Below are 24,176 nucleotides of genomic sequence, written 5' to 3' on the forward strand. Positions count from 1 at the left end.
GATATCCGTAGGGGCCACGGCATGCCAGGCCCGCATCAGATATCCGTAGGGGCCATGGCATGCCTGGCCCGTCAGAATGTGGTTGTACAAGGTTGCGTAGGGTTCGGAACAGGTCTGACCCGCATTGCATTCTTATCGCGCTGGAAATTCCGGCGCATTTATCACTTTGCTGCATCTGAAAGAACGTAACCTCATGACCGCGAACCGCCCGAAAAAGCCGCACTCCCGGCGTAATATCATCCTCTGCGTTATTTTGCTATTGCTTGTCGCAGGCCTGGTCTGGCGCTTCTGGCCTGCTCATTCCGCAGCGGGCGCGCATGGCGGCATGAAAGGGCCGGGCGGGCCCGGTAGTGCAGGCCCGATGATGGCGGGGATGACGACGCCGGTGCACACCGGCGAGGTTACGCAGGCTGATGTGCCCATCTATCTGACGGCGCTTGGCACTGTCATCCCCAACGCCACGGTCACCGTGACCAGCCGCGTTGACGGGCAGCTGACGCACGTTTACTTCAAAGAGGGGCAGAAAGTCAGCGCCGGGCAGCTGCTGGCGCAGATTGATCCGCGCAGCTACCAGGCGACGCTGGCGCAGTATCAGGGCGACCTTAACCAGAATCAGGCGCTGCTGAAAAGTGCCCAGCTGACGCTGGCGCGCTACCAGAAACTGTTTGCCCAGGACTCGCTGGCGCGCCAGGATCTCGACACGCAAACGGCCACCGTCGGCCAGTACAGCGGGGCGGTGAAAGCCGATCTGGCACAGATTGATGCGGCAAAGCTTAACATTGAGTATGCGCGCATCACCGCCCCAATCGGCGGGCGCGTCGGCCTGCGGTTGGTCGATGCCGGTAACATGGTGCAGAGCAGCTCCACTACCGGGTTAGTCACCATTACCCAGACCCAGCCTGCCGCGGTGACCTTTAGCGTGCCGCAAAGCCATATCCCGTCGTTGCTTAAAGCGCTGCACCACGACCAGAGCCTGCCCGCCACCGCGTTTGACCAGCAGGGCAGCAGCGAGCTGGGGCACGGGGAGGTGCAGTTTATCAGCAACCAGATCGATACCAGTACCGGTAGCGTGGAGCTAAAAGCGCTGTTTGCCAATCAGGATGAGGCGCTCTATCCCAATCAGTTTGTCAATCTGCGCCTGCAAACCGGCACGCTGAAACAGGCGAGGGTCATCCCGGCTCAGGCACTGCAGCTCAGCAGCGATGGCAGCTTTGTCTGGGTGGTCAATAAAGACCACAGCGTGACGCGCAGGGCGGTGAAAACTGGCCCGGCGTTTGGTGACAGCCAGCAGGCGATCCTCGCAGGGGTGACGGCCGGCGAGCAGGTCGTCACGGAAGGGATCGATCGCCTGACCAACGGCAGCAAAGTCTCGGTGGTCTCTGCCGAAGAGGCGCAGAGCGCGGCCGGCAGTAAGACAGCACCATGAATCCGTCACGCATTTTTATCGCCCGCCCGGTAGCCACTATCCTGCTGATGGTGGCCGTGCTGCTCTCCGGGATTTTCGCTTACCGCATGCTGTCGACCTCGGCGCTGCCGCAGGTGGATTATCCGACGATTCAGGTCACCACGCTTTATCCCGGCGCCAGCCCGGACGTGATGGCCTCCTCGGTCACCGCGCCGCTGGAACGCCAGCTCGGGCAGATGTCGGGCCTTAGCCAGATGTCCTCCAGCAGCTCCAGCGGCTCTTCGGTGATTGCGCTGAAGTTCTCCCTCGACCTGTCGCTCGACGTCGCGGAGCAGGAAGTGCAGGCGGCGATCAACGCCGCCGACAGCCTGTTGCCGACCGATCTGCCCAATCCGCCAACCTATAAAAAGGTGAATCCGGCGGACAGCGCGGTGATCGCTCTCGCGGCCAGTTCGGAGACGCTGCCGCTGACCAAAGTGCAGGATCTGGTGAACACCCGTATCGCGCTGAAGCTGTCGCAGATCTCCGGCGTTGGCATGGTCACGCTGGCGGGCGGGCATCAGCCCGCTATCCGCGTGCAGATGGATCCGAAGGCGCTGGCGGCGCACGGCCTGACGCTGGAAGACGTTAACACCCTGGTCAGCAACAGCAACGTTAACGGCTCAAAGGGCGGATTCGACGGCCAGTTTCACTCGGTCACCATCGACGCCAACGACCAGCTGCGCACCGCCGCCGAGTACGGCAATCTGATCCTCACTTATAAAAATGGGTCGGCGCTGCGCCTGCGCGACGTGGCGCACATTGAAGAGGCGGCGGAAAACACCTGGCAGTCGGCATGGGCGAACAACAGCCCGGCGATTGTTATCAGCGTACAGCGCCAGCCCGGTGCCAACGTGATTTCGGTGGTGGACAGCATCAAAGCCCAGCTGCCGGCCCTGCAGGCTGCGCTGCCGGACGGGGTGAAAATGACGATACTCTCCGACCGCACCCAGACGATTCGCGCCTCGATCGGCGACGTACAGTTTGAGCTGATGCTGTCGATTGGCCTGGTGGTGATGGTGACTTTCCTGTTCCTGCGCAACGTGGCGGCGACGCTGATCCCCAGCCTCGCGGTGCCGCTGTCGCTGGTCGGCACCTTTGGCGTGATGTACCTGGCGGGCTTCAGCCTGAATAACCTCTCGCTGATGGCGCTGACCATTGCCACCGGCTTTGTCATCGACGATGCGATTGTGGTGGTGGAGAATATCTCCCGTCGTCTTGAACAGGGCGAAACCCCGATGGAAGCGGCGCTGAAAGGCTCGGCGCAGATTGGCTTCACCATTATCTCCCTGACTTTCTCGCTGATTGCGGTGCTGATCCCGCTGCTGTTTATGGGGGATGTCGTCGGGCGGCTGTTCCGCGAATTTGCCATCACCCTGGCGGTGTCGATCTTCGTCTCGATGCTGGTGTCGCTGACCCTGACGCCGATGCTGTGTGCCTACCTGCTGCGCCACATCCCCGAGGAGCGCCAGTCGCGCTTTTACCGCAAGGGCGGGCAGTTCTTCGATAAGCTGGTGGCCGGTTACGATCGCCTGCTGACCATCGTGCTGAACCATCAGCGGCTCACGCTCTGTGTCGCGCTGGCCACGCTGGTGTTTACCGCGCTGCTGTACGTGGCGATCCCAAAAGGCTTCTTCCCGGCGCAGGATACCGGGCTGATCCAGGGAGTTACCGTGGCGTCGCAGGATGTATCGTTTAAGGAGATGTCGCGCCGTCAGCAGCAGCTGGCAGCGGAGATCCTGAAAAATCCGGCGGTTGAAAGCCTCTCCTCTACCGTCGGCATTGACGGCAGTAACACCAGCCTCAACAGCGGCCGTATGCAGATCAACCTTAAATCTTTTGCGGATCGTGACGAGCGTGCCGATGCCGTGATCAAACAGCTGCAGCAGGCCAGCGCCAGCGTGCCGGGCATTCAGCTCTATATGCAGTCGGCACAGGATCTCACGGTCAACGATCGGGTCACGCCGGACCGCTACCAGTTCAGCCTCGACGACGCCGATAGCGAAACCCTGGTGACGTGGTCGCCGAAGCTGGTCAGCGCGCTGCAGCAGCGCCCGGAGTTCAGTTCCGTGGTCAGCGACCTGCAGGACCAGGGGCAAGTGGCCTGGGTCGAGCTGAACCGCGATGCCGCCGCGCGCTACGGCATTACCGCCGCCGATGTTGATACCGCGCTGTATAACGCCTTCGGCCAGCGGCTGATTTCGACCATCTTTACCCAGTCGAATCAGTATCGCGTGGTGCTGGAGGTGGCGCCAAGGTTCCAGCGCTCCCCGGCGTCGTTTGACGATGTCTGGCTTCAGCCGTCCGGCAGCAGTTCGACCAGCGCCAGCAGCGCTACCCTCTCTACATCAACCAGCAGCAGTTCCAGCAGCGTGACCGCCACGACGACCACCGGCATGGTGCGCCTGACTTCGGTGGCCGCCATCCATCTGCGCACCGGCTCGCTGGTCCATATGCGCCTCAATCAGTTCCCGGCGGTCAACGTGTCGTTCAACCTGAATGAGGGCTACTCGCTGGAGCAGGCGCAGCAGGCGATTAGCGAGGTCAGCGCCGCGCTGGCGCAGCCATCATCCATTACGCTGCGCTACCAGGGCGAGAGCGCCGCATTCCAGAACGCCACCGGCAATACGCTGTGGCTGATCCTCGCCGCGCTGCTCACCATGTATGTGGTGCTGGGCATTCTCTACGAGAGCTTTATCCACCCGGTGACCATTCTCTCGACGCTGCCCTCGGCGGCGGTCGGCGCGCTGCTGACGCTGCTGCTGGCGGATACCGAATTCAGCCTGATCGCGCTGATTGGGGTGATCCTGCTGATCGGCATCGTGAAAAAGAACGCCATTATGATGATCGACTTTGCGCTGGAGGCGGAGAATAAGCAGCACCTCAGCCCGCGTGAAGCGATTCACCAGGCGTGCCTGCTGCGCTTTCGGCCGATCCTGATGACCACCATGGCCGCGCTGCTTGGGGCGCTGCCGCTGATGCTGGCTTCCGGTTCCGGAGCCGAACTGCGCCAGCCGCTGGGGCTGGTGATCGTCGGCGGGCTGATCTTCAGCCAGCTGCTGACGCTGTTCTCCACCCCGGTGATCTATCTGTGGTTCGACGGCATGTCGCAGCGCGCCAGACGCGCTCTGCACCGCCGCGCCGCGCGGGGGCGCGAATGAGTATCACGCGCCTGTTTATTTTCCGCCCGGTTGCCACGCTGCTGCTGACGCTGGGGATCCTGCTGCTGGGCGCGCTCGGCTACCGCCTGCTGCCGGTCGCACCGCTGCCGACGGTGGATTTTCCGACCATTATGGTGTCGGCAAGCCTGCCCGGCGCCAGCCCGGAAACCATGGCGGCCACCGTCGCTACCCCGCTGGAGCGTGCGCTGGGGCAGATTGCCGGCATTAGCGAGATGACCTCGGAAAGCTCGCAGGGCTCCACCAATATCATCCTGCAGTTTGCGCTGAGCCGCGATATCAACGGCGCGGCGCGCGACGTGCAGGCGGCGATTAACGCCTCGCGCAGCCTGCTGCCGAGCAGCATGCCGTCGCTGCCGACCTACCAGAAAGCCAACCCGTCCGACGCGCCGATAGTGATGATGGCGCTCTCGTCCACCACCCGCACCAGCGCCGAGCTGTATGACCTTGCCGACAGCAAGATCAAACAGAAGGTTGCCCAGGTGAATGGGGTCGGGGAGGTCTCGCTGCGCGGCAGCGCGTTGCCCGCCGTGCGCATCGACCTGCAGCCGCAGCGGCTTAGCCAGGCCGGTATCTCACTGGATACGGTGCGTGCAGCGGTGGCCAACAGCACCACCAATCTGCCTAAGGGAATGCTGGAAGGGAAAACCCAGTCGTGGATGGTTGACGGTAACGGCCAGCTGGAGCAGGCGCAGCAGTATCGTGACCTGGTGGTGAGCTACAGCAACGGGCGCGCTATTCGCTTAAGCGACGTGGCGAAAGTCTATGACGCGGTGGAGGATAACTACAGCGCCGGTTTCTATAACGGCTCGCCGTCAGTGACCATTGGCGTAACGCGCTCCGCCGGGGCCAACATGCTGGAGACCATCGACGGCATTAAAGCGCAGCTGCCGCTGATTGAGAAAGCGCTGCCCGCCGACGTCAGGCTGACCATCGTGGTGGATCGCGGCCCCAACGTGCGCGCCTCGCTGTACGACACCGAAGAGACGCTGCTGATCGCCATGCTGCTGGTGATTGGCGTGGTGTTTGTTTTCCTGCGCGATGTGCGGGCGCTGGCGATCCCGGCGCTGGCATTGCCGGTGTCGCTGGTCGGCACCTGCGCGGTGATGTATCTGCTCGGCTATAGCCTGGATAACCTGTCGCTGATGGCGCTGATTATCGCCACCGGCTTTGTGGTCGATGACGCCATCGTGGTGCTGGAGAACATCACCCGCTATATCGAACAGGGGCTGAGCCCGGTACGTGCATCGATTAAAGGCGCGCAGGAGGTCAGCTTTACCGTGCTGTCGATGACTCTGTCGCTGATTGCGGTGTTTATCCCGATCCTGCTGATGGGCAGCATTGTTGGTCGCCTGTTCCGCGAGTTCGCGGTCACGCTGACTAGCTCACTGATTATCTCAATGGTGGTGTCGCTCAGCCTGACGCCGATGCTCTGTTCGCGCCTGCTGAAGCGTAAAACGCAGGTGACAAAGCGGCCACATCCTCTTTACCAGTGGATAGAAAACGGCCTTAATCGCCTGCTGTCCAGCTATGCGGCGGCGCTGGCGTGGGTGATGCGCCACCAGCGCCTGACGCTGTTTAGCCTGCTGCTTACCGTGGTGCTCAACCTGTTTCTCTATGCGGTGGTGCAGAAGGGGTTTTTTCCTAATCAGGATACCGGCCTGCTGATGGGCATGATGCGAGCCGATCAGAATGTCTCCTTCCAGGCGATGGAGCCAAAGGTGAAAGCCTTTGCCGCAATGATCGAAAAAGATCCGGCGGTGGATGGCGTGATGTCGTCGATGGGCAGCGGGGCATTCGGTTCGCGCAATACCGCGATGTTCTTCGTGCATCTGAAGGACTTCGACCAGCGTGACGCCAACGCCAGCGAAGTCGCCAACCGCCTGAGCGGCAAAATGAGCAGCGTGCCCGGGGTGCAGCTGTTTCTGATGGCGGCGCAGGATATCCATATCGGCGGGCGCAGTGCCAACGCCTCGTATCAGTACAGCCTGCAGGCCGACGATCTCGACACGCTGCGCGTCTGGACGCCGAAGGTCAAAGCGGCGCTGGAGGCGATCCCGCTGCTGACCAGCGTCGATTCAGATTCGCAGACCGGCGGGCAGGAGGTGATGATCAACATCGATCGCGATCGCGCCACTCGCCTCGGCGTCAACGTGCAGATGCTTGACGATATGCTGAACAACGCCTTCAGCCAGCGCCAGATCGCCACGCTGTATAAAACGCTGAATCAGTACCACGTGGTGATGTCGCTCAGCGGTGAATGGACGCGTGACCCGCAGACGCTGAATAAGCTGTTTGTGATTAACGACAGCGGCGATCGCATTCCGCTCTCCGCCTTTGCCAGCTTCAGCGGGGCTAACGCGCCCTTGTCGGTAAACCATCAGGGGCAGTCGGCCACCAGCACCATCGCCTTCAACCTGCAGGATGGCGTATCGCTGGAGCAGGCGCAGGCGGCGGTGAAAACGGCGATGGCGAAAATCGGCCTGCCGGACAACGTGCAGGCGGGCTTTGCCGGAACCGCGCAGGCATTTGCCGAGCTGAGCGCCTCTATGCCGTGGCTGATTCTGGCAGCGCTGGCGGCGGTGTATATCGTGCTGGGCATGCTGTATGAGAGCTACATCCATCCGCTGACCATCCTCTCCACGCTGCCGTCCGCCGGGGTCGGCGCGCTGCTGCTGATGCTGCTGACCGGCACCGAACTGACGGTGATTGCGCTGATCGGTATTCTGCTGCTGATCGGCATTGTGAAGAAGAACGCCATTATGATGATCGACTTTGCGCTGGCCGCCGAACGCCAGCAGGGCATGAGCCCGCAGCAGGCGATTACCCAGGCCTGCCTGATGCGTTTCCGCCCGATTATGATGACCACGCTGGCCGCTTTCTTCGGCGCGCTGCCGCTGGCGCTCGGCAGCGGCGGCGATGCCGATCTGCGCAGCCCGCTGGGGCTGGCGATTGCCGGTGGCCTGGCGCTCAGCCAGCTATTAACCCTGTTCACCACCCCGGTGGTTTACCTCTATCTTGATCGCGTCAGTCGCGCCACTCAACGCCAGTGGCAGCGCCTGCGCCAGGCTGAATAATCCGATGAAAATGATGATGAAAACCCTGCCCGTTGCGCTCGCTCTGCTGATGGGTGGCTGTGCCGTTGGCCCGGACTACCAGCGCCCGAGTGCGCCGCGCGCGCTGCACTATAAAGAAGCGCAGGGCTGGCTGCAGGCCAGTCCGCAGGACCAGGCCAGCAAAGGCGCGTGGTGGGCGGTCTATCGCGACGCCACGCTCGATGGCCTGCTGCGTCAGGTGCAGGTCTCCAACCAGAATGTGGCGCAGTATGAAGCGCAGTATCGCCAGGCGCTGGCGCTGGCCTCGGAGTCGCGCAGCGATCTGTTGCCGAGCGTTACCGGCAGCGGCAGCTCGACGCGCAGCGGCACCGCCAGCAGCAGTGAAACAGGCAAATCCATTAGCAACAGCCATTCGCTGCAGGCGTCCGCGTCCTGGGAGCTGGATATCTGGGGCAAACTGCGCCGCACGCTGGAGGAGAACCGGGCCAGCGCCGATGCCAGTGCGGCGGAGCTTGCCAACATTACCCTCAGCGCGCAGTCGATGCTGGCACAGGACTATTTCCAGCTGCGCATTCTCGACCAGCGCATCGCCCTGTACCAGAAAAGCGTTGAGGCCTATCAGCGCTACCTGACGGTGATCAACAACAAATACCGGGCGGGTAGCGAATCGCGCGGCACGCTGGCGCAGGCGGAAACGCAGTTGGAGAGCGCGCGCGCCTCGGCGCTCGATCTCAGCTGGCAGCGCGCGCAGCTGGAGCACGCCATTGCGGTGCTGATCGGCAAAACCCCGGCGGCGTTCAGCCTGGCGGTGGCGCCGCTGCAGGCCACGCTGCCCGCTATTCCGCAGGCGTTACCGGCGGATCTGCTGCAGCGCCGCCCGGATATCGCCCAGGCCGAGCGCACCGTGGCCGCCGCCAATGCGGCGATTGGCGTGGCGATTGCCGGTTACTATCCCGACCTGACGCTCAGCGCCAGCGGCGGCTACAGCAGCACGACCTTTAGCCACCTGATCTCCCTGCCGAACCGCGTCTGGTCGCTGGGGCCGGAGTTGAGCGGGACGCTGCTCGACTTTGGCGCCACCTCGGCGAAAGTTGAACAGGCGCGCGCTGCCTATGACGCTGACGTGGCCAGCTATCGGCAGACGGTGCTGTCCGGCTTCGAAGAGGTGGAAAACTATCTGGTGGAGCTGCACACTTTTGCGGCGGAAATGCAGGCGCAACAGCGGGCGGCAGCATCGGCGCAGGAGTCCGCCCGCGTCACCTATAATCAGTATCAGGCCGGGATGATCGACTATCTCGACGTTGCCAGCACCGAAAACACCAGCCTTAGCCAGCAGCAGAGCCTGCTGACGCTGCAAAGCACCCAGTGGGTCACCAGCGTGAAGCTGATCGTGGCGCTCGGCGGTGGCTGGAAAATCCCGTAGGGGTCGGGCATGCCCGACCCTGGTTTTATTGCGGGCGAGGCATGCCTCGCCCCTACGGGTCATCACCGCACCAATTCCTTAATAAATATTGAGTTGTCCGCACCTTTCCTGCATCGTTAACCCAGTTTATTGCAGCGAGAAAGGACAAGACATGCTGTTTTCCGTACTGCGTTTTCTGTTGCGGGTGCTGTTCCGCACGCGCCTGAACGGCGACCTCTCTGGGTTATATAAAGAGAAGGTGATCATCACCCCCAACCATATGTCGTTTATTGACGGCATCCTGCTGGCGGTCTTTCTGCCGGTAAAGCCGGTCTTTGCCGTATATTCCTCGATCAGCGAACAGTGGTACATGCGTGCGCTGCGCTCGCTGATTGACTTTGTGCCGCTCGACCCGACGAAGCCGATGGCGTTAAAACATCTGGTGAAGCTGGTTGCCCAGGGGCGCCCGGTGGTGATCTTCCCGGAAGGACGTATCACCGTCACCGGCTCCCTGATGAAAATCTACGACGGTGCAGCGTTCGTCGCGGCCAAATCGCAGGCGACCGTGGTGCCGATGCGTATTGAAGGGGCCGAATTCTCGCCGTTTGGCCGCCTGGCCGGGGTGTTTAAACGCCGCCTGTTCCCGCGTATTACCCTCACCGTGCTGCCCGCTACCGTCATTCCGATGCCGGATGCGCCGCGCGCGCGCGATCGCCGCAAGCTGGCAGGCGAGCATCTGCAGCATATTATGATGGAAGCACGCATGGCGGTGCGCCCGCGTGAGACGCTGTATCAGGCATTTCTCGCGGCGCGCACCCGCTACGGCCTGTTCAAGCCCTGCATTGAAGACGTCAGCTTCAAACCTGACAGCTACACCGGGCTGCTGAAAAAAGCGCTCGGCGTCGGGCGCATTCTGGAGCGCTACACCCGCCAGGGCGAATATGTCGGCCTGCTGCTGCCCAATGCCACCGTCACCGCGGCGGCGATCCTGGGCGCATCGATGCGCGGGCGAATTCCGGCGATGCTCAACTACACCGCCGGGGTGAAAGGGCTGACCAGCGCGCTGACCGCCGCTGAAGTAAAAACCGTCTTCACCTCGCGCCAGTTCCTCGACAAAGGCAAGCTGTGGCACCTGCCGGAAGGCATCACCCAGGTAAAATGGATCTACCTCGAAGATCTGAAAGATACCGTCACCACGCAGGACAAACTGTGGGTGCTGCGTCATCTGCTGATGCCGTCCAGAGCGGAAGTGGTGCAGCAGCCGGAGGATGCAGCCATGGTGCTGTTCACCTCGGGGTCAGAAGGCCATCCGAAAGGCGTAGTGCACTCGCACAAGAGCCTGCTGGCTAACGTTGAGCAGATCCGTACCGTGGCGGACTTTACCCCGCGTGACCGCTTTATGTCCGCGCTGCCGCTGTTCCACGCCTTCGGCCTGACCGTGGGCCTGTTTACCCCGCTGATGACCGGGGCGCAGGTGTTTCTCTACCCCAGCCCGCTGCATTACCGCATTGTGCCTGAACTGGTGTATGACCGTAACTGCACCGTGCTGTTCGGCACCTCGACCTTCCTTAACAACTACGCGCGCTTTGCCAACCCGTATGATTTCGCCCGCCTGCGCTACGTGGTTGCCGGCGCTGAGAAGCTGCAAAATACCACGCGTGAACTGTGGATGGAGAAGTACGGCATTCGTATTCTCGAAGGTTATGGCGTTACCGAGTGCGCGCCAGTGGTGGCGATCAATGTGCCGATGGCAGCAAAATCCCACACGGTCGGGCGCATTCTCCCGGGGATGGATTCACGCCTGATCTCGGTTCCGGGTATTGAACATGGCGGCCAGCTCCAGCTGCGCGGCCCGAACATTATGAAAGGTTACCTGCGTGTAGAACGCCCGGGCGTGCTGGAAGCGCCGGCGGCGGATAATGGCGAAGGGCAGATGGAAGCGGGCTGGTATGACTCCGGCGATATCGTCAGCTTTGACGAAGGCGGCTTCTGCCAGATACAGGGGCGCGTGAAGCGCTTTGCTAAAATCGCCGGCGAGATGGTCTCACTGGAGAGCGTCGAGCTGATCGCGCTGAAAGCGTCCGCTGAAAAACAGCATGCGGCAACCATCAAGCCGGACGGTAATCGCGGCGAGGCGCTGGTGCTGTTTACCACCGATACTGAACTGACGCGTGAACAGCTGACCCGCGCCGCCCGCGAGCTGGGCAGCCCGGAGCTGGCGATACCGCGTGATATCCGCGTGCTGAAACAGCTGCCGCTGCTCGGCAGCGGGAAACCGGACTTTGTCACCCTGCGCGAAATGGCAGAAAAGCCAGAGGCACAACATGAAGAGTGAAGTTGCTGGTGCTAAACCGCTGATGTCGAAAGGCATGATGGCGGTAATCGCCGCCCAGTTCCTGTCAGCATTTGGCGATAACGCGCTGCTGTTTGCCACCCTTGCGGTGCTAAAACAGCGGGTCTATCCGGACTGGAGCCAGCCGATATTACAGATGGTGTTTGTCGCCACCTATATTATCCTCGCGCCGTTCGTTGGCCAGCTGGCGGACAGCTTCGCTAAAGGGCGAGTGATGATGTTCGCCAACGGGCTGAAGCTGCTGGGGGCGCTGGCCATCTGCGTGGGGCTGGATCCCTTCCTCGGCTACAGCCTGGTGGGCATTGGCGCTGCGGCTTACTCCCCGGCGAAATACGGCATTCTCGGCGAGCTGACCGACGGAGAAACGCTGGTAAAAGCCAACGGGCTGATGGAGTCTTCGACCATCGCCGCGATCCTGCTGGGTTCAGTGGCGGGCGGCTTCCTCGCCGACTGGAATCTGACCGGGGCGCTGGTGGCCTGCGTGCTGGCCTACGGCCTGGCGGTAGCGGCCAACCTGCTGATCCCGAAACTGGCGGCGGCGCGCGGCGGCCAGTCCTGGCATCCGAAACAGATGTCGGCCAGCTTCTTCAGCGCCTGCCGCGTGCTGTGGCGCGACGGCCAGACGCGCTTCTCGCTGGTCGGGACCAGCATGTTTTGGGGCGCGGGCGTCACGCTGCGCTTCCTGCTGGTGCTGTGGGTGCCGGTGGCGCTGGGGATAACCGACAATAAAACGCCAACGTTGCTGAATGCGATGGTGGCGATAGGGATTGTTATCGGGGCGATTGCGGCCGCGAAGCTGGTGACGCTGAAAACGGTCGGTCGCTGTATGCCTGCCGGGGTGTTGATCGGCGTGGCCGTTGTCGCCTTCTCGCTACAGCATCAGGCGATCAATGCCTATGTGCTGCTGGTCATTATCGGCATGCTCGGCGGTTTCTTTGTGGTGCCGCTCAATGCACTGCTGCAGATGCGCGGTAAAGAGAGCGTTGGGGCGGGCAATGCGATTGCGGTGCAGAACCTGGGTGAGAACACCGCGATGCTGCTGATGCTCGGCCTTTACTCGCTGGCAATCAAGCTGGGCGCACCGCCGGTCGCCACGGGTGTCGGTTTTGGGGCGCTGTTTGCCCTCGCCATTGCGGTACTTTGGGGCTGGCAACTGGCCCAAAAACGCCGGGTATAACCGTCACGGGCCGAAAGGCCCGTTTTGCCGATTAAAGCGCACAACTTCCCACTCATTCTGCTTTCTGAAGGTCCCTTCACTGCGCTAAAGTGACCCGGCGTCACTCATGACGCATCAATACCACTGTCTTTATGGAGAAACGGACATGGAAAGAAGGGAATTTATTGCTAAATCGGCCCTGGCGCTGATTGCTTCTGGCATCGGGGTCGGAGCCAGCAGCTCGCTGTTGGCCAGTACCCCTCAACCGCAGCCAGCACTGGCGGTGAATGATAAGTCGGGTAAGCCAACGCTGGCGTTTGTGCTGTACCCGGGGATGACGCCACTGGATCTGGTCGGCCCGGCCACCGTGCTGAGAAACCCGCATCTGAACGTAGAATTTGTCGCGCATGATTTAAAGCCGCTGAGTACTGAGCTCTCCTTTCTGCAGTTTTTACCCACCACCACGTTTGATCGGCTGAAGCAGGTCGATATTCTGTGCGTGACCGGCACCGGCAATCCTTACGCCCATCTTCAGGACACTAAGATGCTCGACTGGATGCACACAGTGGGCAGTAAAGCGGAGTGGGTGACCAGCGTCTGCACCGGGTCGATTCTGCTGGCCGCTGCCGGGCTGATGAAGGGCTACAAGGCCACGACGCACTGGTCGATGATTGACGATCTCAAGCCGTTTGGCGCCATCCCGCTAGATGAGCGGGTGGTGATTGACCGTAACCGTATTTCCGGCGGCGGCGTCACCGCGGGTATCGATTTTGGCCTCACCCTGAGCGACACGCTGATGGGCAGAGAGAGCGCCGAATTTGCACAGCTGCTGGTGCAGTACGATCCGCATCCGCCTTATAACAGCGGCACGCCAAAAACCGCGCCGGCTAACGTGACGGCAGAGGCCCGTAAAATGATCTGGCAGATGGTCGAAGGGGCAACGCCAGACTGGAAGCAGCGGGTGCAGCAGAGCGCTAAACGCGCCCTGCAATACTAAAATAGCTGACCTGGCTCTGCAGGGGCCGATCATTTTTTCGATCGGCCCTGGTGAGTGAGGAGCGGGGAATTATGGCGCCGGGTAAGTGTACCGGCGATGAATCGCTTCCAGCCCTTCAATCACATCCTCATTCAGCGTGACGTCGTAGCTGTCGATATTAATTTTCAACTGCTCCAGCGTGGTGGCCCCCAGCAGCGTACTGGCGACAAACGGCTGCTGACGCACAAAGGCCAGCGCCATCTGTGACGGATCCAGACCATGTTTTTGCGCCAGCGCGACATACTCCGCCACGGCGTGACCGGACTGCTCGCCGCTGTAGCGGGTAAAGCGGCTGAACAGCGTATTACGCGCCCCGGCCGGTTTCGCCCCGTTAAGATATTTTCCGCTCAGCACCCCAAACGCCAGGCTTGAATAGGCCAGTAGCTCAACGCCTTCGTGATGGCTGATCTCCGCCAGGCCCACTTCAAAACTGCGGTTCAGCAGGCTGTAGGGGTTCTGAATACTGACAATACGCGGCAGCTCGTGTTTCTCTGCCAGCTGCAGGTAGCGCATAACGCCCCACGGTGTTTCATTCGACACGCCGATGTAACGAATTTTACCGGCGCGCACCTGCTCGGTCAGTGCTTCCAGGGTTTCCAGCAGCGTGACGGTCGCGGCGTTATCGCTGTACTGATAGTTGAGCTTGCCAAAATAGTTGGTCTGGCGCTGCGGCCAGTGCAGCTGATAGAGATCGAGATAATCGGTGTTCAGACGCTTCAGGCTGGCGTCCAGCGCGGCACGAATATTTTTGCGGTCCAGCGCCTGGTTTGGGCGGATTGACGCATCGGCGCCGCGCACCGGGCCAGCCACTTTCGATGCCAGCACCACTTTGTCGCGGTTGCCGCGGGCTTTCAGCCAGCTGCCAATGTAAGACTCGGTCAGGCCCTGCGTTTCCGGGCGCGGTGGCACCGGGTACATTTCGGCGGTATCGATCAGATTGATGCCGCGGCTGAGTGCTAAATCCAGTTGTGCATGGGCGTCGGCTTCGCTGTTTTGCTCACCAAACGTCATGGTGCCCAACCCCAGAGAACTGACTTCCAGGGTGCTGTGAGGGATACGGTGATAATGCATTGCCGGCTTCCTTTTTCATTATTAAATGGTCAGGGACATCAGCTTCGTCCGCAACAGAGTGCTTTCTGCCTCAGGTAAGCGCTGACGCGCCGAAACCCGGTTTTTGACTATAACCGCGCAGGCCTGGTGGGGGAAGAGGGGATTTATCGGGAAATGCGCTAGAGAGCCACCTTTAACCGCGCAGGGCCAGGTGGCATTGCATAACTTAACGCTCAACGATGGAGGAGACTTCATCACCGTTGATCTGCTTCTCGTGGCCAGAGCCATCAGTGTATTTCACCAGCCCGGTCTCTTTATCAATCTGCGGCTTACCGTCAGTCATAATCATCGTGCCGTCTTTGGTTGCCATCACATAATCACTGCTGCAACCGCTGACTAAAACTGCCAGGCCCAGCACCGCTGCGCCAAAAATAACCTTCATATTCGTCTCCGTTACGCTTTCATTTCTCTCACTTTAGCCCAGTAATAAACTATTTTCCCGGTGCCGATAATCGCATGAGTCCGAAAGTATAGCTGACGCACATCAGGCCATTGACTTATCCCGCAGAGTTTACCTGCGGGATAATGGCGATTTACGCGGGCTGCTTCTTATTGCGTAACAGATTGAGGCACTCTACCGACATCGAGAAGAACATGGCGAAATAGATGTAGCCTTTAGGAATATGAATGTTAAAGCTCTCCAGCATCAGCGTGAAGCCAACGAGGATTAAGAACGCCAGCGCCAGCATTTTCACCGACGGGTGACGATCGACAAAATCACCAATTGCGCGGGCGGCAAACATCATCACCAGCACGGCAATCACGACGGCAGCCATCATAATAATCAGGTGATCGGACAGGCCTACGGCGGTAATCACCGAGTCGAGGCTGAAGATAATATCCAGCACCATAATCTGTACGATAGCCCCGGCAAAGGAGTGCACGTTGGTTTTATGCTCGCCTTCGCCGCCTTCGATACTTTCGTGGATCTCCATGCTCGACTTCCACAGCAGGAACAGCCCGCCGAACAGCAGGATCAGGTCACGCGCTGAGAAGGCATGGTCCATCAGCGTGAACAGCGGATCGGTCAGGCGAATAACCCAGGCAATAGAGGCCAGCAGGCCAAGGCGCATCAGCATTGCGCCGGCCAGGCCAATACGACGGGCGGCATTCTGCTGATGTTTTGGTAGTTTGGCGACGACCAGAGAGAGGAAAATAATGTTATCGATCCCGAGGACAATTTCGAGGATCGTCAGCGTACCCAACGCTAACCAGGCATTAGGATCGGCAATCCATTCAAACATAAAATGTGAACCCTTAAACTTAAACGAAAGCTAAACGGCGATTATACGCAAGGTTGACTATTGCGGAACTACTTTTAGAGCAGGAAATGGCGGGCAAGCAGCGGGGCGGTAAAGCTTTTCTTTAAATAGAAGCCGCGCGGCAGGGTCATAATCGGCTGTCCGTGCTGACCGATGCCTTCCGTCAGCGCTTTACTGTTGGCGGCTTTTGGGCGGATCTGCAGCACTTCGCCGTGGCGCGCGGTGATCTGCTCCACCTGGCCCAGCACGATCATATCCATCAGCTCCTCCCAGTCGCGCTGCAGCTGGCGCTCTTCTTCCTCATTCGGGCTCCACAGCAGCGGTGCGCCGACATGGCGATGCTCAAGCGGGATCGCCCGATCGCCCTCTACCGGCACCCACAGCACCCGATGCAGCTTGTGGCGCACGTGGCTGTTAAGCCAGGTAACGCCGCTGTTGCCGGTCAGCGGCGCCACGCAGACAAAGGTGGTTTCCAGCGGCCGACCAGCGGCATCTACGGGAATTGTTTTCAGCTCCACGCCAATCTCCGCGAAGTCCTGCTGCGGCTTACTGCCCGCGCTGGCGCCGAGATAGCGCTCCAGCAGCATCCCCACCCAGCCCTTATCGCGCTTGAGATCGCGCGGGATCGGCAGCGCAATCCGCAGCGCCAGTTCTCCCAGCGTATAGCCCGCCAGCGCAGAAGCGCGCGCCATCAGTTCGGCTTCATTTTCTGGGGGAGGGATAAGGTTAAGATCGCCAGTCATAATAACTTCCGGATTTTGTTCAAAAAATAGACGCCATTTGCACACACAGCCAGAGAAAGATTTCAGGCTGGGGAAAACGCTAATAATAGCATGATAAATCGTGTTTTTTTATTCTCTCGCCCGCAGGAAAAATCGCAGCTCCCAGGGGTTTTACCCGGGTTGTCACCGACAATGAACAGGTTCCCCCGGGTAGTTATCCACAGAAAAGTGGGATAACTTGCCCTTTTTGATAATACTGTTTCGATTTACAGCCTTGACGCAGGGTTTTTTACCCGCTTTAGCCGTTATACAGCCTAACTAATCGGCATATTCTGTGGATAACGTTCTAAGTGTGCGATCTTTCATCAGCTGGCGATCCTGCGCTGATGACAGCAGCATGACAACCCAGGTAAAAGCTGTGACTAACCTCTAAAGATGATGATTAATATGGGTTTATTCTGAGTTAAATCGCGGGTGAGTTTTGCCGACAATAAAGTTTTCCCCACCTGTTAACAGAGTTCTGCACAAAGCTATCCACAGAAAACGTGAATAAGATCGCCTTTTTAACCCGCTTTCTGTTTATAACTTTGCTTTAAAGGACGAGTTATCCCAGCTGCAGCGCCACACATCGCCTGAAAGCAGTGGTTTACCGTCTGTAAGGAGTATGAAACAATCAGAACATCCAGTTTTAGTTTGAGGTAGTCCGGTGATCGATGATGATGGCTACCGCCCGAATGTTGGTATCGTAATTTGTAACAGGCAGGGACAGGTGCTGTGGGCCAGACGTTATGGTCAGCACTCCTGGCAGTTTCCTCAGGGAGGGATTAACCCTGGCGAGACGGCGGAGCAGGCGATGTACCGCGAACTTTTCGAGGAAGTCGGTTTGAACCGCAAGGATGTTCGTATCCTTGCATCTACCCGTAACTGGTTACGATATAAGTTGCCAAAACGTTTGGTGCGTTGGGACACAAAGCCGGTTTGTATCGGCCAAAAACAGAAGTGGTATCTTCTGCAGCTGATGTGCAATGACGCGGATATCAATATGCAGACCAGCAGCACGCCGGAGTTCGACGGCTGGCGCTGGGTCAGTTTCTGGTATCCGGTTCGCCAGGTGGTCTCTTTTAAACGCGATGTTTACCGCCGTGTGATGAAAGAGTTCGCCAGCGTGGTTATGCCCCTGCAGGAGACGACCGTTCAGCGGAATACGCCTGGTTTTCGACGGAAGAGAGGTTAAGCCACGTAGATTATGCTCACACAGCTGCGCGAAATAGTTGAGAAAGTGGCGGCAGCGCCCCGGCTTACCGAGGCGCTGGATATTCTGGTTAATGAGATCTGTCTGGCGATGGATACCGAGGTCTGCTCGGTCTATCTTGCCGACCACGATCGCCGCTGCTACTACCTGATGGCTACGCGTGGGCTAAAAAAGCCGCGTGGGCGCACGGTCGCCCTGGCATTTGACGAAGGCATCGTCGGGCTGGTCGGTCGTCTGGCAGAGCCTATCAACCTTGCTGATGCGCAGAGTCACCCCAGCTTTAAATATATTCCCTCCGTGAAGGAAGAGCGTTTCCGCTCCTTCCTTGGCGTGCCGATTATCAGCCGCCGCCAGCTCCTTGGCGTGCTGGTGGTTCAGCAGCGCGAGCACCGCCAGTTTGATGAAAGCGAGGAGTCGTTCCTCGTCACCCTCGCCACGCAGATGGCGGGCATTCTCTCGCATTCCCAGCTTAACGCTCTGTTTGGGCAGTATCGGCAAACCCGCATTCGTGCGCTGGCTGCCGCGCCTGGCGTTGCCGTGGCGGAAGGCTGGGTCGACTCCAGCCAGCCCTCGCTGGAAAACGTCTCTGCCGCCTCTACGCTGGACACGGTGCGCGAGCGTGAACGCCTTGCCATGGCAATCAGCGAAGCCTCCAGTGAGTTCCGCCGCTACAGCAAACGCTTCACCGCCAGCATGCATAAAGAGAGCGCGGCCATCTTCGATCTCTACTCGCACCTGCTGAGCGATGCGCGGCTGAAGAAAGATCTGCTGGCCGAGATCGATGCGGGTTCGGTGGCGGAGTGGGCGGTGAAAACCGTGATTGAAAAGTTCGCCGCCCAGTTCGCCAGCCTGCAGGACAGCTATCTGCGCGAGCGCTCCGGCGACCTGCGCGTGCTCGGCCAACGTCTGCTGTTTCACCTCGATGACACCATGCAGGGCACCAACAGCTGGCCGCAGCGTTTTGTGCTGGTGGCCGATGAGCTGACGGCCACCACGCTGGCAGAGCTGCCGCACGATCGTCTGGCGGGCGTGGTGGTGCGCGACGGCGCGGCCAACTCGCACGCAGCGATCATGGTGCGGGCGCTGGGCATCCCGACGGTGATGGGCGCAGATATTCAGCCGGAGCTGATGAAAGGGCGCCTGCTGATCGTCGACGGCTATCGCGGCGAGCTGCTGGTTGACCCGGAACCGGTGCTGGTGCAGGAATATCAGCAGCTGATCAGCCAGGAAAATGAGCTGAGCCAGCTGGCCGAGGATGATGTATTTCTGCCGGGGGCACTGAAAAGCGGCGAACCGGTGAAGGTGATGCTCAATGCGGGCCTCAGCGCGGAGCATGAGCAGAAGCTCGGCAGCCGCGTCGACGGCGTTGGCCTGTACCGCACGGAAATCCCGTTTATGTTGCAGAGCGGCTTCCCGTCTGAGGAAGAGCAGGTGGCGCAATATCAGGGCATGCTGCAGCTGTTCCTCGACAAACCGGTGACGCTGCGAACGCTGGATATCGGTGCCGATAAGCAGCTGCCGTATATGCCAATCAGCGAAGAGAACCCGTGCCTGGGCTGGCGCGGCATCCGCCTGACGCTCGATCAGCCCGAGATCTTCCTGGTGCAGCTGCGCGCCATGCTGCGCGCAAACGTCGCCAGCGACAACCTCAGTATACTGCTGCCGATGATCACCAGCCTGGATGAGATCGACGAAGCGCGCCGCCTGATCGACCGTGCGGCTCGTGAAGTGGAAGAGATGCTCGGCTATGCCATCCCGCAGCCGCGCATCGGGATTATGATCGAAGTGCCGTCGATGATCTTTATGATCGACCAGCTCAAGCAGAGGGTCGATTTTGTCTCCGTTGGCACCAACGATCTGACCCAGTATCTGCTGGCGGTCGATCGCAACAACACTCGGGTCGCGAGCCTGTATGACAGCCTGCACCCGGCCATGCTGCGAGCCCTCAAAGCCATTGCCGATGAAACCCGCCGCGCCGGGATTGAACTCTGCCTGTGCGGTGAAATGGCCGGTGACCCGATGTGCGTGGTGATGCTGGTCGGAATGGGCTATCACCATCTCAGCATGAACGGCCGCAACGTGGCGCGGGTGAAATACCTGCTGCGCCACATCGACCATGAAGAGTCACAGGCGCTGGCACAGCGTGGCCTGGATGCGCAGCATGCCTGCGATGTGCGCCATATGGTGGCGGCCTTTATGGAGCGCAGGGGATTGGGCGGTCTGATCCGCGGCGGCCGCTAAAATCACGTTTAAGGCTATTTTATTTGCCATTTTGCCCCTGGGCAGTGGTCGGAATCCTCACGTACTACGTGTACGCTCCGGTTCCTGTGCGCTGTCCGCGGGCAAACTGGCTGCAACAATTACGCCTAAAACGTGATTTGCTGAACCCTACAATTAATAAAGTTTACAGTTAGCCGGGGCCGCACTAATTCGCATTATGCTATGATGCGCGCCTTATGCAGCCCCCAGGCTGAATGATGCAGAGGCGGGGTACGCCCGTCCCTGCAACGCTCTGGCAATATTGGCTGCCTGTCTGGACAGACTTCAACAATGGTGAAAGATGAATAACGGCTATCTGGCTTTCCCCCAATTTGACCCGGTGATCTTCTCCGTCGGGCCAATCTCTCTGCACTGGTACGGTCTGATGTACCTCGTGGGCTTTATTTTCGCGATGTGGCTGGCGGTGCGCCGTGCTAACCAGCCGGGCAGCGGCTGGAAAAAAGAAGAAGTGGAAAACCTGCTGTATGCCGGTTTCCTCGGCGTATTCCTCGGCGGGCGTATCGGCTATGTGCTGTTCTACAACCTGCCACTGTTCCTCGATAACCCGCTGTATCTGTTCAAAGTCTGGGATGGCGGCATGTCATTCCACGGCGGTCTGATTGGCGTGATCGTGGTGATGCTGGTGTTTGCACACCGCACCAAACGTAACTTCTTCCAGGTGTCTGACTTTATCGCTCCGCTGATCCCCTTTGGCCTCGGTGCGGGCCGCCTGGGTAACTTTATCAACGGCGAACTGTGGGGCCGCGTCGACCCGAACCTGCCGTGGGCAATGCTGTTCCCAGGCTCTCGCAGTGAAGATATCGCGCTGGTCACCACTCACCCGGAATGGCAGTCGCTGCTGTCGACCTACGGGGTACTGCCGCGCCACCCATCGCAGCTGTACGAACTGATCCTTGAAGGGGTGGTACTGTTTATCATCCTCAACGTGTTTATTCGTAAATCTCGCCCAATGGGCGCGGTCTCCGGACTGTTCCTGATTGGCTACGGTGCGTTCCGTATTATTGTTGAGTTCTTCCGTCAGCCGGACCAGCAGCTGGGCCTGTTCAGCGGCATCAGCATGGGGCAGATCCTCTCTGTTCCCATGATTCTGGCTGGCGTGATTATGATGATCTGGGCGTATCGTCGTCGCCCTGCGCAACAGGTTCGTGAGGAAAAATGAAACAGTATCTGGCGTTAATGCAGCACGTGCTCGAGCAGGGCACGCCCAAAAATGACCGCACCGGAACCGGCACGCTGTCGATTTTTGGTCATCAGATGCGTTTCAATCTGCAGGACGGTTTTCCGCTGGTCACCACCAAGAAGTGCCATTTGCGCTCTATCATTCATGAGCTGCTGTGGTTCCTTAACGGTGACACCAACATCGCCTACCTGAAGGAAAATAAGGTGTCGATCTGGGACGAGTGGGCCGATGAAAAGGGTGATCTCGGGCCGGTTTATGGCAAACAGTGGCGTAGCTGGGGGGCAGCGGATGGGCGCCAGATCGACCAGCTGAGCAAGGTGGTCGAACAGCTGAAAAGCGACCCGGACTCGCGCCGCATCATCGTTTCTGCATGGAACGTCGGCGAACTGGATGAGATGGCGCTGGCCCCGTGCCACGCGTTCTTCCAGTTCTACGTTGCGGACGGCAAGCTCTCCTGCCAACTGTATCAGCGCTCCTGCGATATCTTCCTCGGCCTGCCGTTCAATATCGCCAGCTACGCTTTGCTGGTGCATATGATGGCCCAGCAGTGCGACCTGGAAGTGGGTGATTTTGTCTGGACCGGTGGCGATACCCATCTGTACAGCAACCACCTGGAGCAGACGCGCCTGCAGCTGACGCGCGAACCGCGCGCCCTGCCGAAGCTGATTATCAAGCGCAAGCCGGAGTCTATCTTCGACTATCGCTTTGATGACTTCGAGATCGAAGGTTACGACCCGCATCCGGCCATTAAAGCCCCGGTCGCCATCTGATCGGCTGCCTCTCCGCGCGCTGTTGGCGGAGAGGCACACTTTTCCCCCCCCGTTTCGTCCGCAACTTTCTTCCATTCCTGAAGCCTGCTCGCATGCCGAATGACACGCGCTGCAACACGCTGATCTCTCTGGATAACAGCGCATAAAACGCATTTCCCGTGCTGGTATCTTTTGCCCAGAAGCGCAGAATTCCGCAGATGAAAACGCATAACCTTAGCGGATTCACCCTGCTGGAAATGATGGTGGTGGTGACCCTTGTTAGCTTACTCAGCCTCGGCGGTTGGCACGGCTGGAACAGCTTTCAGCAGCGGCAACAGCTCAACGACAGCGCGCTGCAGATCCAGCGCCTGCTGCAGCGGCTGCGTAGCGATGCCAACTGGCACAACCGCACGCGGCTGTTGTGGCTAAAACCTGGCGCTGGCTGGTGCCTCGGTGCGGTAGAGGGCGCACAGCCGTGCTCTACGCCGGGCCCTCTGCACTTACGGGCGCCGTACCCGGGGATCGTGGTACAGACGCTGACCGACGGGATGGGTTTTTATGGCAAAAAAACGCCGCCCGTCCGGGGAGGATCGTCATCGCAGGGGAAGCCGGCGAGCGGCGGATTATTGTCTCCGCGCGCGGCAGGGTGCGCATCTGCGCGCAGGACAGCGAGGAGTGTCGATGAAAGCGCACGGCTTTACGCTACTGGAAACTCTGATTGCGCTGGCGGTGGGGAGCGTGCTGATGCTCGGCGCAACCCGCTTCCTGCCGCTGCTGCAGGGGCAGAACCTGCGTCTGATGATGCAGGTGCAGCTCAATGAGGAACTGCTGCAAATCGTGCAGACGCTGGAGAAAGCCATCAGGCGCGCCGGCTACTGCCACGGCGACTGCCATGGCCCCGCCTTCAGCCTGCAGTCGGCGGGCAGCTGTCTGCTGCTGCGCTGGGATGAAAACAGTAATGGCAAATGGGAAGCGGCCGGGCGCGATGACAGCGAGCTGTATGGCTACCGGCTGCGGGCGGGCAGCCTGGAGATGCAGCGTGGCGTCAGCAGTTGTGAAGGCGGCGGCTGGGAGCGGCTCAACGACCCGCGCCTGATTGGTATTAGGGATTTTAAGGTGGCGCGTGCGGAGCGGCAGGTAAAAATCACGCTCGGCGGCTATGCCAAACGCGTACCCACCGTGACGCAGCGCGTTGAGCACTGGCTGACGGCGGAAAATCTTTAATGTGCGCAGTGATTGAACGGCAGCGCGGTAGCGGCGCACTGCTGATGGTCATCATTATCCTGCTGATGGGCACGCTGTTGCTGAACGCCACCCGGCGTCAGCTCAGTGACTCGCTTAGCCTGGTCGCCGACCAGCGCCTGTATCTGCAGCAGCAGGCTGCGGCAGCCTCGGCGCTGGCGTGGGGGGGGCGCCTGCGCTGGGGCAGGGAGGCGGGCTGGCAGTGCCAGCAATTCACCGCGTACGCCTGGCGCGCCTGCCTGCAGCGCCTGCCGTCTGCTATCTTGCTGCGGGCTGATAGCGGGCCGGGTACGCTGGCGTGGTATCGCTGGGTTGCAGAGCGTGCTGGCAACGGCGTGCGCGCACTGCCGCACGGCTGGCTGGATTTCTGCCCGCTGGCAGAGAAAGGAGCCTGTGATGTTGACCAATGAGCAGGGGTTTAGCCTGGTGGAAACGCTGTTTGCACTGCTGCTGTTCAGCCTGAGCTTTACGGCACTGATGCACTATCAGCAGGCGCTCGGGCTGGGGTTCCAGCAACAGTGGCAGCAGCGCGAAGCGTGGCGTAACGCGCAGCAAAGGCTGGAGGGCCAGCAGATGCCCGGCTGGCGCTCCACGCTGCAGGCGCGCAGCGGCCCGTCAGGGTGCCAGCTGCTCAGCGCGCGGGCGACCGGCCCCGCCGGACGCAGCGCAGAACTGACGCAGCTACAGTGCCCGGCGAACAGGGGTTAACAGATGCTATTTTTCAAGCCGTGCCGAACGGGTTACAGTAGCCGT

Annotated in this window: 19 protein-coding genes; 15 read left to right on the forward strand and 4 right to left on the reverse strand. The window is 60.1% G+C overall.

Translation table 11 applies throughout. From position 1 onward, the window contains the following. From QLG07_RS23150 to QLG07_RS23185, 8 genes are all read left to right on the forward strand, one after another. The coding region (locus QLG07_RS23150; protein WP_282470235.1) for a hypothetical protein at positions 1–189 on the forward strand (189 nt) is incomplete at its 5' end. 4 nt (positions 190–193) lie between these two features. Then, a complete protein-coding gene (locus tag QLG07_RS23155; RefSeq protein WP_282470236.1) occupies positions 194–1,426 on the forward strand; it encodes an MdtA/MuxA family multidrug efflux RND transporter periplasmic adaptor subunit in 1,233 nt (410 codons plus the stop codon). Beyond that, a complete protein-coding gene (locus QLG07_RS23160; protein WP_282470237.1) occupies positions 1,423–4,605 on the forward strand; it encodes an efflux RND transporter permease subunit in 3,183 nt (1,060 codons plus the stop codon). Before QLG07_RS23155 ends, QLG07_RS23160 begins: the two co-directional genes overlap by 4 nt. Further along, on the forward strand, positions 4,602–7,700 hold the full coding sequence (locus QLG07_RS23165) for an efflux RND transporter permease subunit (protein WP_282470238.1): 3,099 nt from the start codon (positions 4,602–4,604) through the stop codon (positions 7,698–7,700). Before QLG07_RS23160 ends, QLG07_RS23165 begins: the two co-directional genes overlap by 4 nt. A 4-nt stretch (positions 7,701–7,704) precedes the next feature. After that, positions 7,705–9,102 (forward strand): efflux transporter outer membrane subunit, encoded by a 1,398-nt coding sequence (locus tag QLG07_RS23170; RefSeq protein WP_282470239.1) that lies wholly within the window; start codon positions 7,705–7,707, stop codon positions 9,100–9,102. A gap of 151 nt (positions 9,103–9,253) precedes the next feature. Next, complete coding sequence (gene aas / locus QLG07_RS23175) at positions 9,254–11,416, forward strand: bifunctional acyl-ACP--phospholipid O-acyltransferase/long-chain-fatty-acid--ACP ligase (protein ID WP_282470240.1); 2,163 nt, start codon at positions 9,254–9,256, stop codon at positions 11,414–11,416. Next, the gene (lplT, locus tag QLG07_RS23180) at positions 11,406–12,611 is read left to right on the forward strand and encodes a lysophospholipid transporter LplT (protein WP_282470241.1); all 1,206 of its coding nucleotides are present in this window, start codon (positions 11,406–11,408) and stop codon (positions 12,609–12,611) included. Before aas ends, lplT begins: the two co-directional genes overlap by 11 nt. 145 nt (positions 12,612–12,756) lie before the next feature. Continuing rightward, a complete protein-coding gene (locus QLG07_RS23185; protein ID WP_282470242.1) occupies positions 12,757–13,587 on the forward strand; it encodes a DJ-1/PfpI family protein in 831 nt (276 codons plus the stop codon). A gap of 69 nt (positions 13,588–13,656) precedes the next feature. On the opposite strand, the gene QLG07_RS23190 is transcribed toward QLG07_RS23185, so the two are convergent. The 4 genes from QLG07_RS23190 to mutH form a co-directional block, all read right to left on the reverse strand. Further along, positions 13,657–14,697 (reverse strand): NADP(H)-dependent aldo-keto reductase, encoded by a 1,041-nt coding sequence (locus QLG07_RS23190; RefSeq protein ID WP_282470243.1) that lies wholly within the window; start codon positions 14,695–14,697, stop codon positions 13,657–13,659. A 205-nt stretch (positions 14,698–14,902) separates the two neighbouring features. Continuing rightward, positions 14,903–15,118 (reverse strand): YgdI/YgdR family lipoprotein, encoded by a 216-nt coding sequence (locus QLG07_RS23195; protein ID WP_048917176.1) that lies wholly within the window; start codon positions 15,116–15,118, stop codon positions 14,903–14,905. A gap of 151 nt (positions 15,119–15,269) precedes the next feature. Then, a complete protein-coding gene (locus tag QLG07_RS23200; RefSeq protein WP_048917175.1) occupies positions 15,270–15,980 on the reverse strand; it encodes a TerC family protein in 711 nt (236 codons plus the stop codon). Positions 15,981–16,054: 74 nt separating this feature from the next. Beyond that, positions 16,055–16,741: a DNA mismatch repair endonuclease MutH gene (gene mutH / locus QLG07_RS23205; protein WP_048917174.1), complete on the reverse strand. Its 687-nt coding sequence runs from the start codon at positions 16,739–16,741 to the stop codon at positions 16,055–16,057. Positions 16,742–17,426: 685 nt separating this feature from the next. Between mutH and rppH the strand changes: the two genes are divergently transcribed. The 7 genes from rppH to QLG07_RS23240 all read left to right on the forward strand — a co-directional run bounded on the left by rppH (position 17,427) and on the right by QLG07_RS23240 (position 24,131). After that, a complete protein-coding gene (gene rppH / locus QLG07_RS23210; protein WP_048917173.1) occupies positions 17,427–17,954 on the forward strand; it encodes an RNA pyrophosphohydrolase in 528 nt (175 codons plus the stop codon). 12 nt (positions 17,955–17,966) lie between these two features. Further along, on the forward strand, positions 17,967–20,213 hold the full coding sequence (gene ptsP / locus QLG07_RS23215) for a phosphoenolpyruvate--protein phosphotransferase (protein ID WP_048917172.1): 2,247 nt from the start codon (positions 17,967–17,969) through the stop codon (positions 20,211–20,213). Positions 20,214–20,532: 319 nt separating this feature from the next. Next, positions 20,533–21,411 (forward strand): prolipoprotein diacylglyceryl transferase, encoded by an 879-nt coding sequence (gene lgt, locus QLG07_RS23220; protein ID WP_048917171.1) that lies wholly within the window; start codon positions 20,533–20,535, stop codon positions 21,409–21,411. Further along, a complete protein-coding gene (gene thyA, locus QLG07_RS23225) occupies positions 21,408–22,202 on the forward strand; it encodes a thymidylate synthase (RefSeq protein WP_048917170.1) in 795 nt (264 codons plus the stop codon). The genes lgt and thyA overlap by 4 nt, the downstream gene beginning before the upstream one ends. Before the next feature lie 654 nt (positions 22,203–22,856). Further along, positions 22,857–23,405: a prepilin peptidase-dependent protein gene (locus QLG07_RS23230; protein ID WP_133622857.1), complete on the forward strand. Its 549-nt coding sequence runs from the start codon at positions 22,857–22,859 to the stop codon at positions 23,403–23,405. Further along, entirely contained in the window at positions 23,405–23,833 is a 429-nt protein-coding gene (locus QLG07_RS23235; RefSeq protein ID WP_133622858.1) for a DUF2509 family protein, read from the forward strand. Before QLG07_RS23230 ends, QLG07_RS23235 begins: the two co-directional genes overlap by 1 nt. Continuing rightward, a complete protein-coding gene (locus QLG07_RS23240) occupies positions 23,820–24,131 on the forward strand; it encodes a prepilin-type N-terminal cleavage/methylation domain-containing protein (protein ID WP_187497139.1) in 312 nt (103 codons plus the stop codon). The genes QLG07_RS23235 and QLG07_RS23240 overlap by 14 nt, the downstream gene beginning before the upstream one ends. Positions 24,132–24,176: the final 45 nt, after the last annotated feature.

Source organism: Erwinia sp. V90_4, from assembly GCF_029967685.1.
In the GTDB taxonomy this organism is placed as follows: Bacteria; Pseudomonadota; Gammaproteobacteria; order Enterobacterales; family Enterobacteriaceae; genus Erwinia; species Erwinia aphidicola.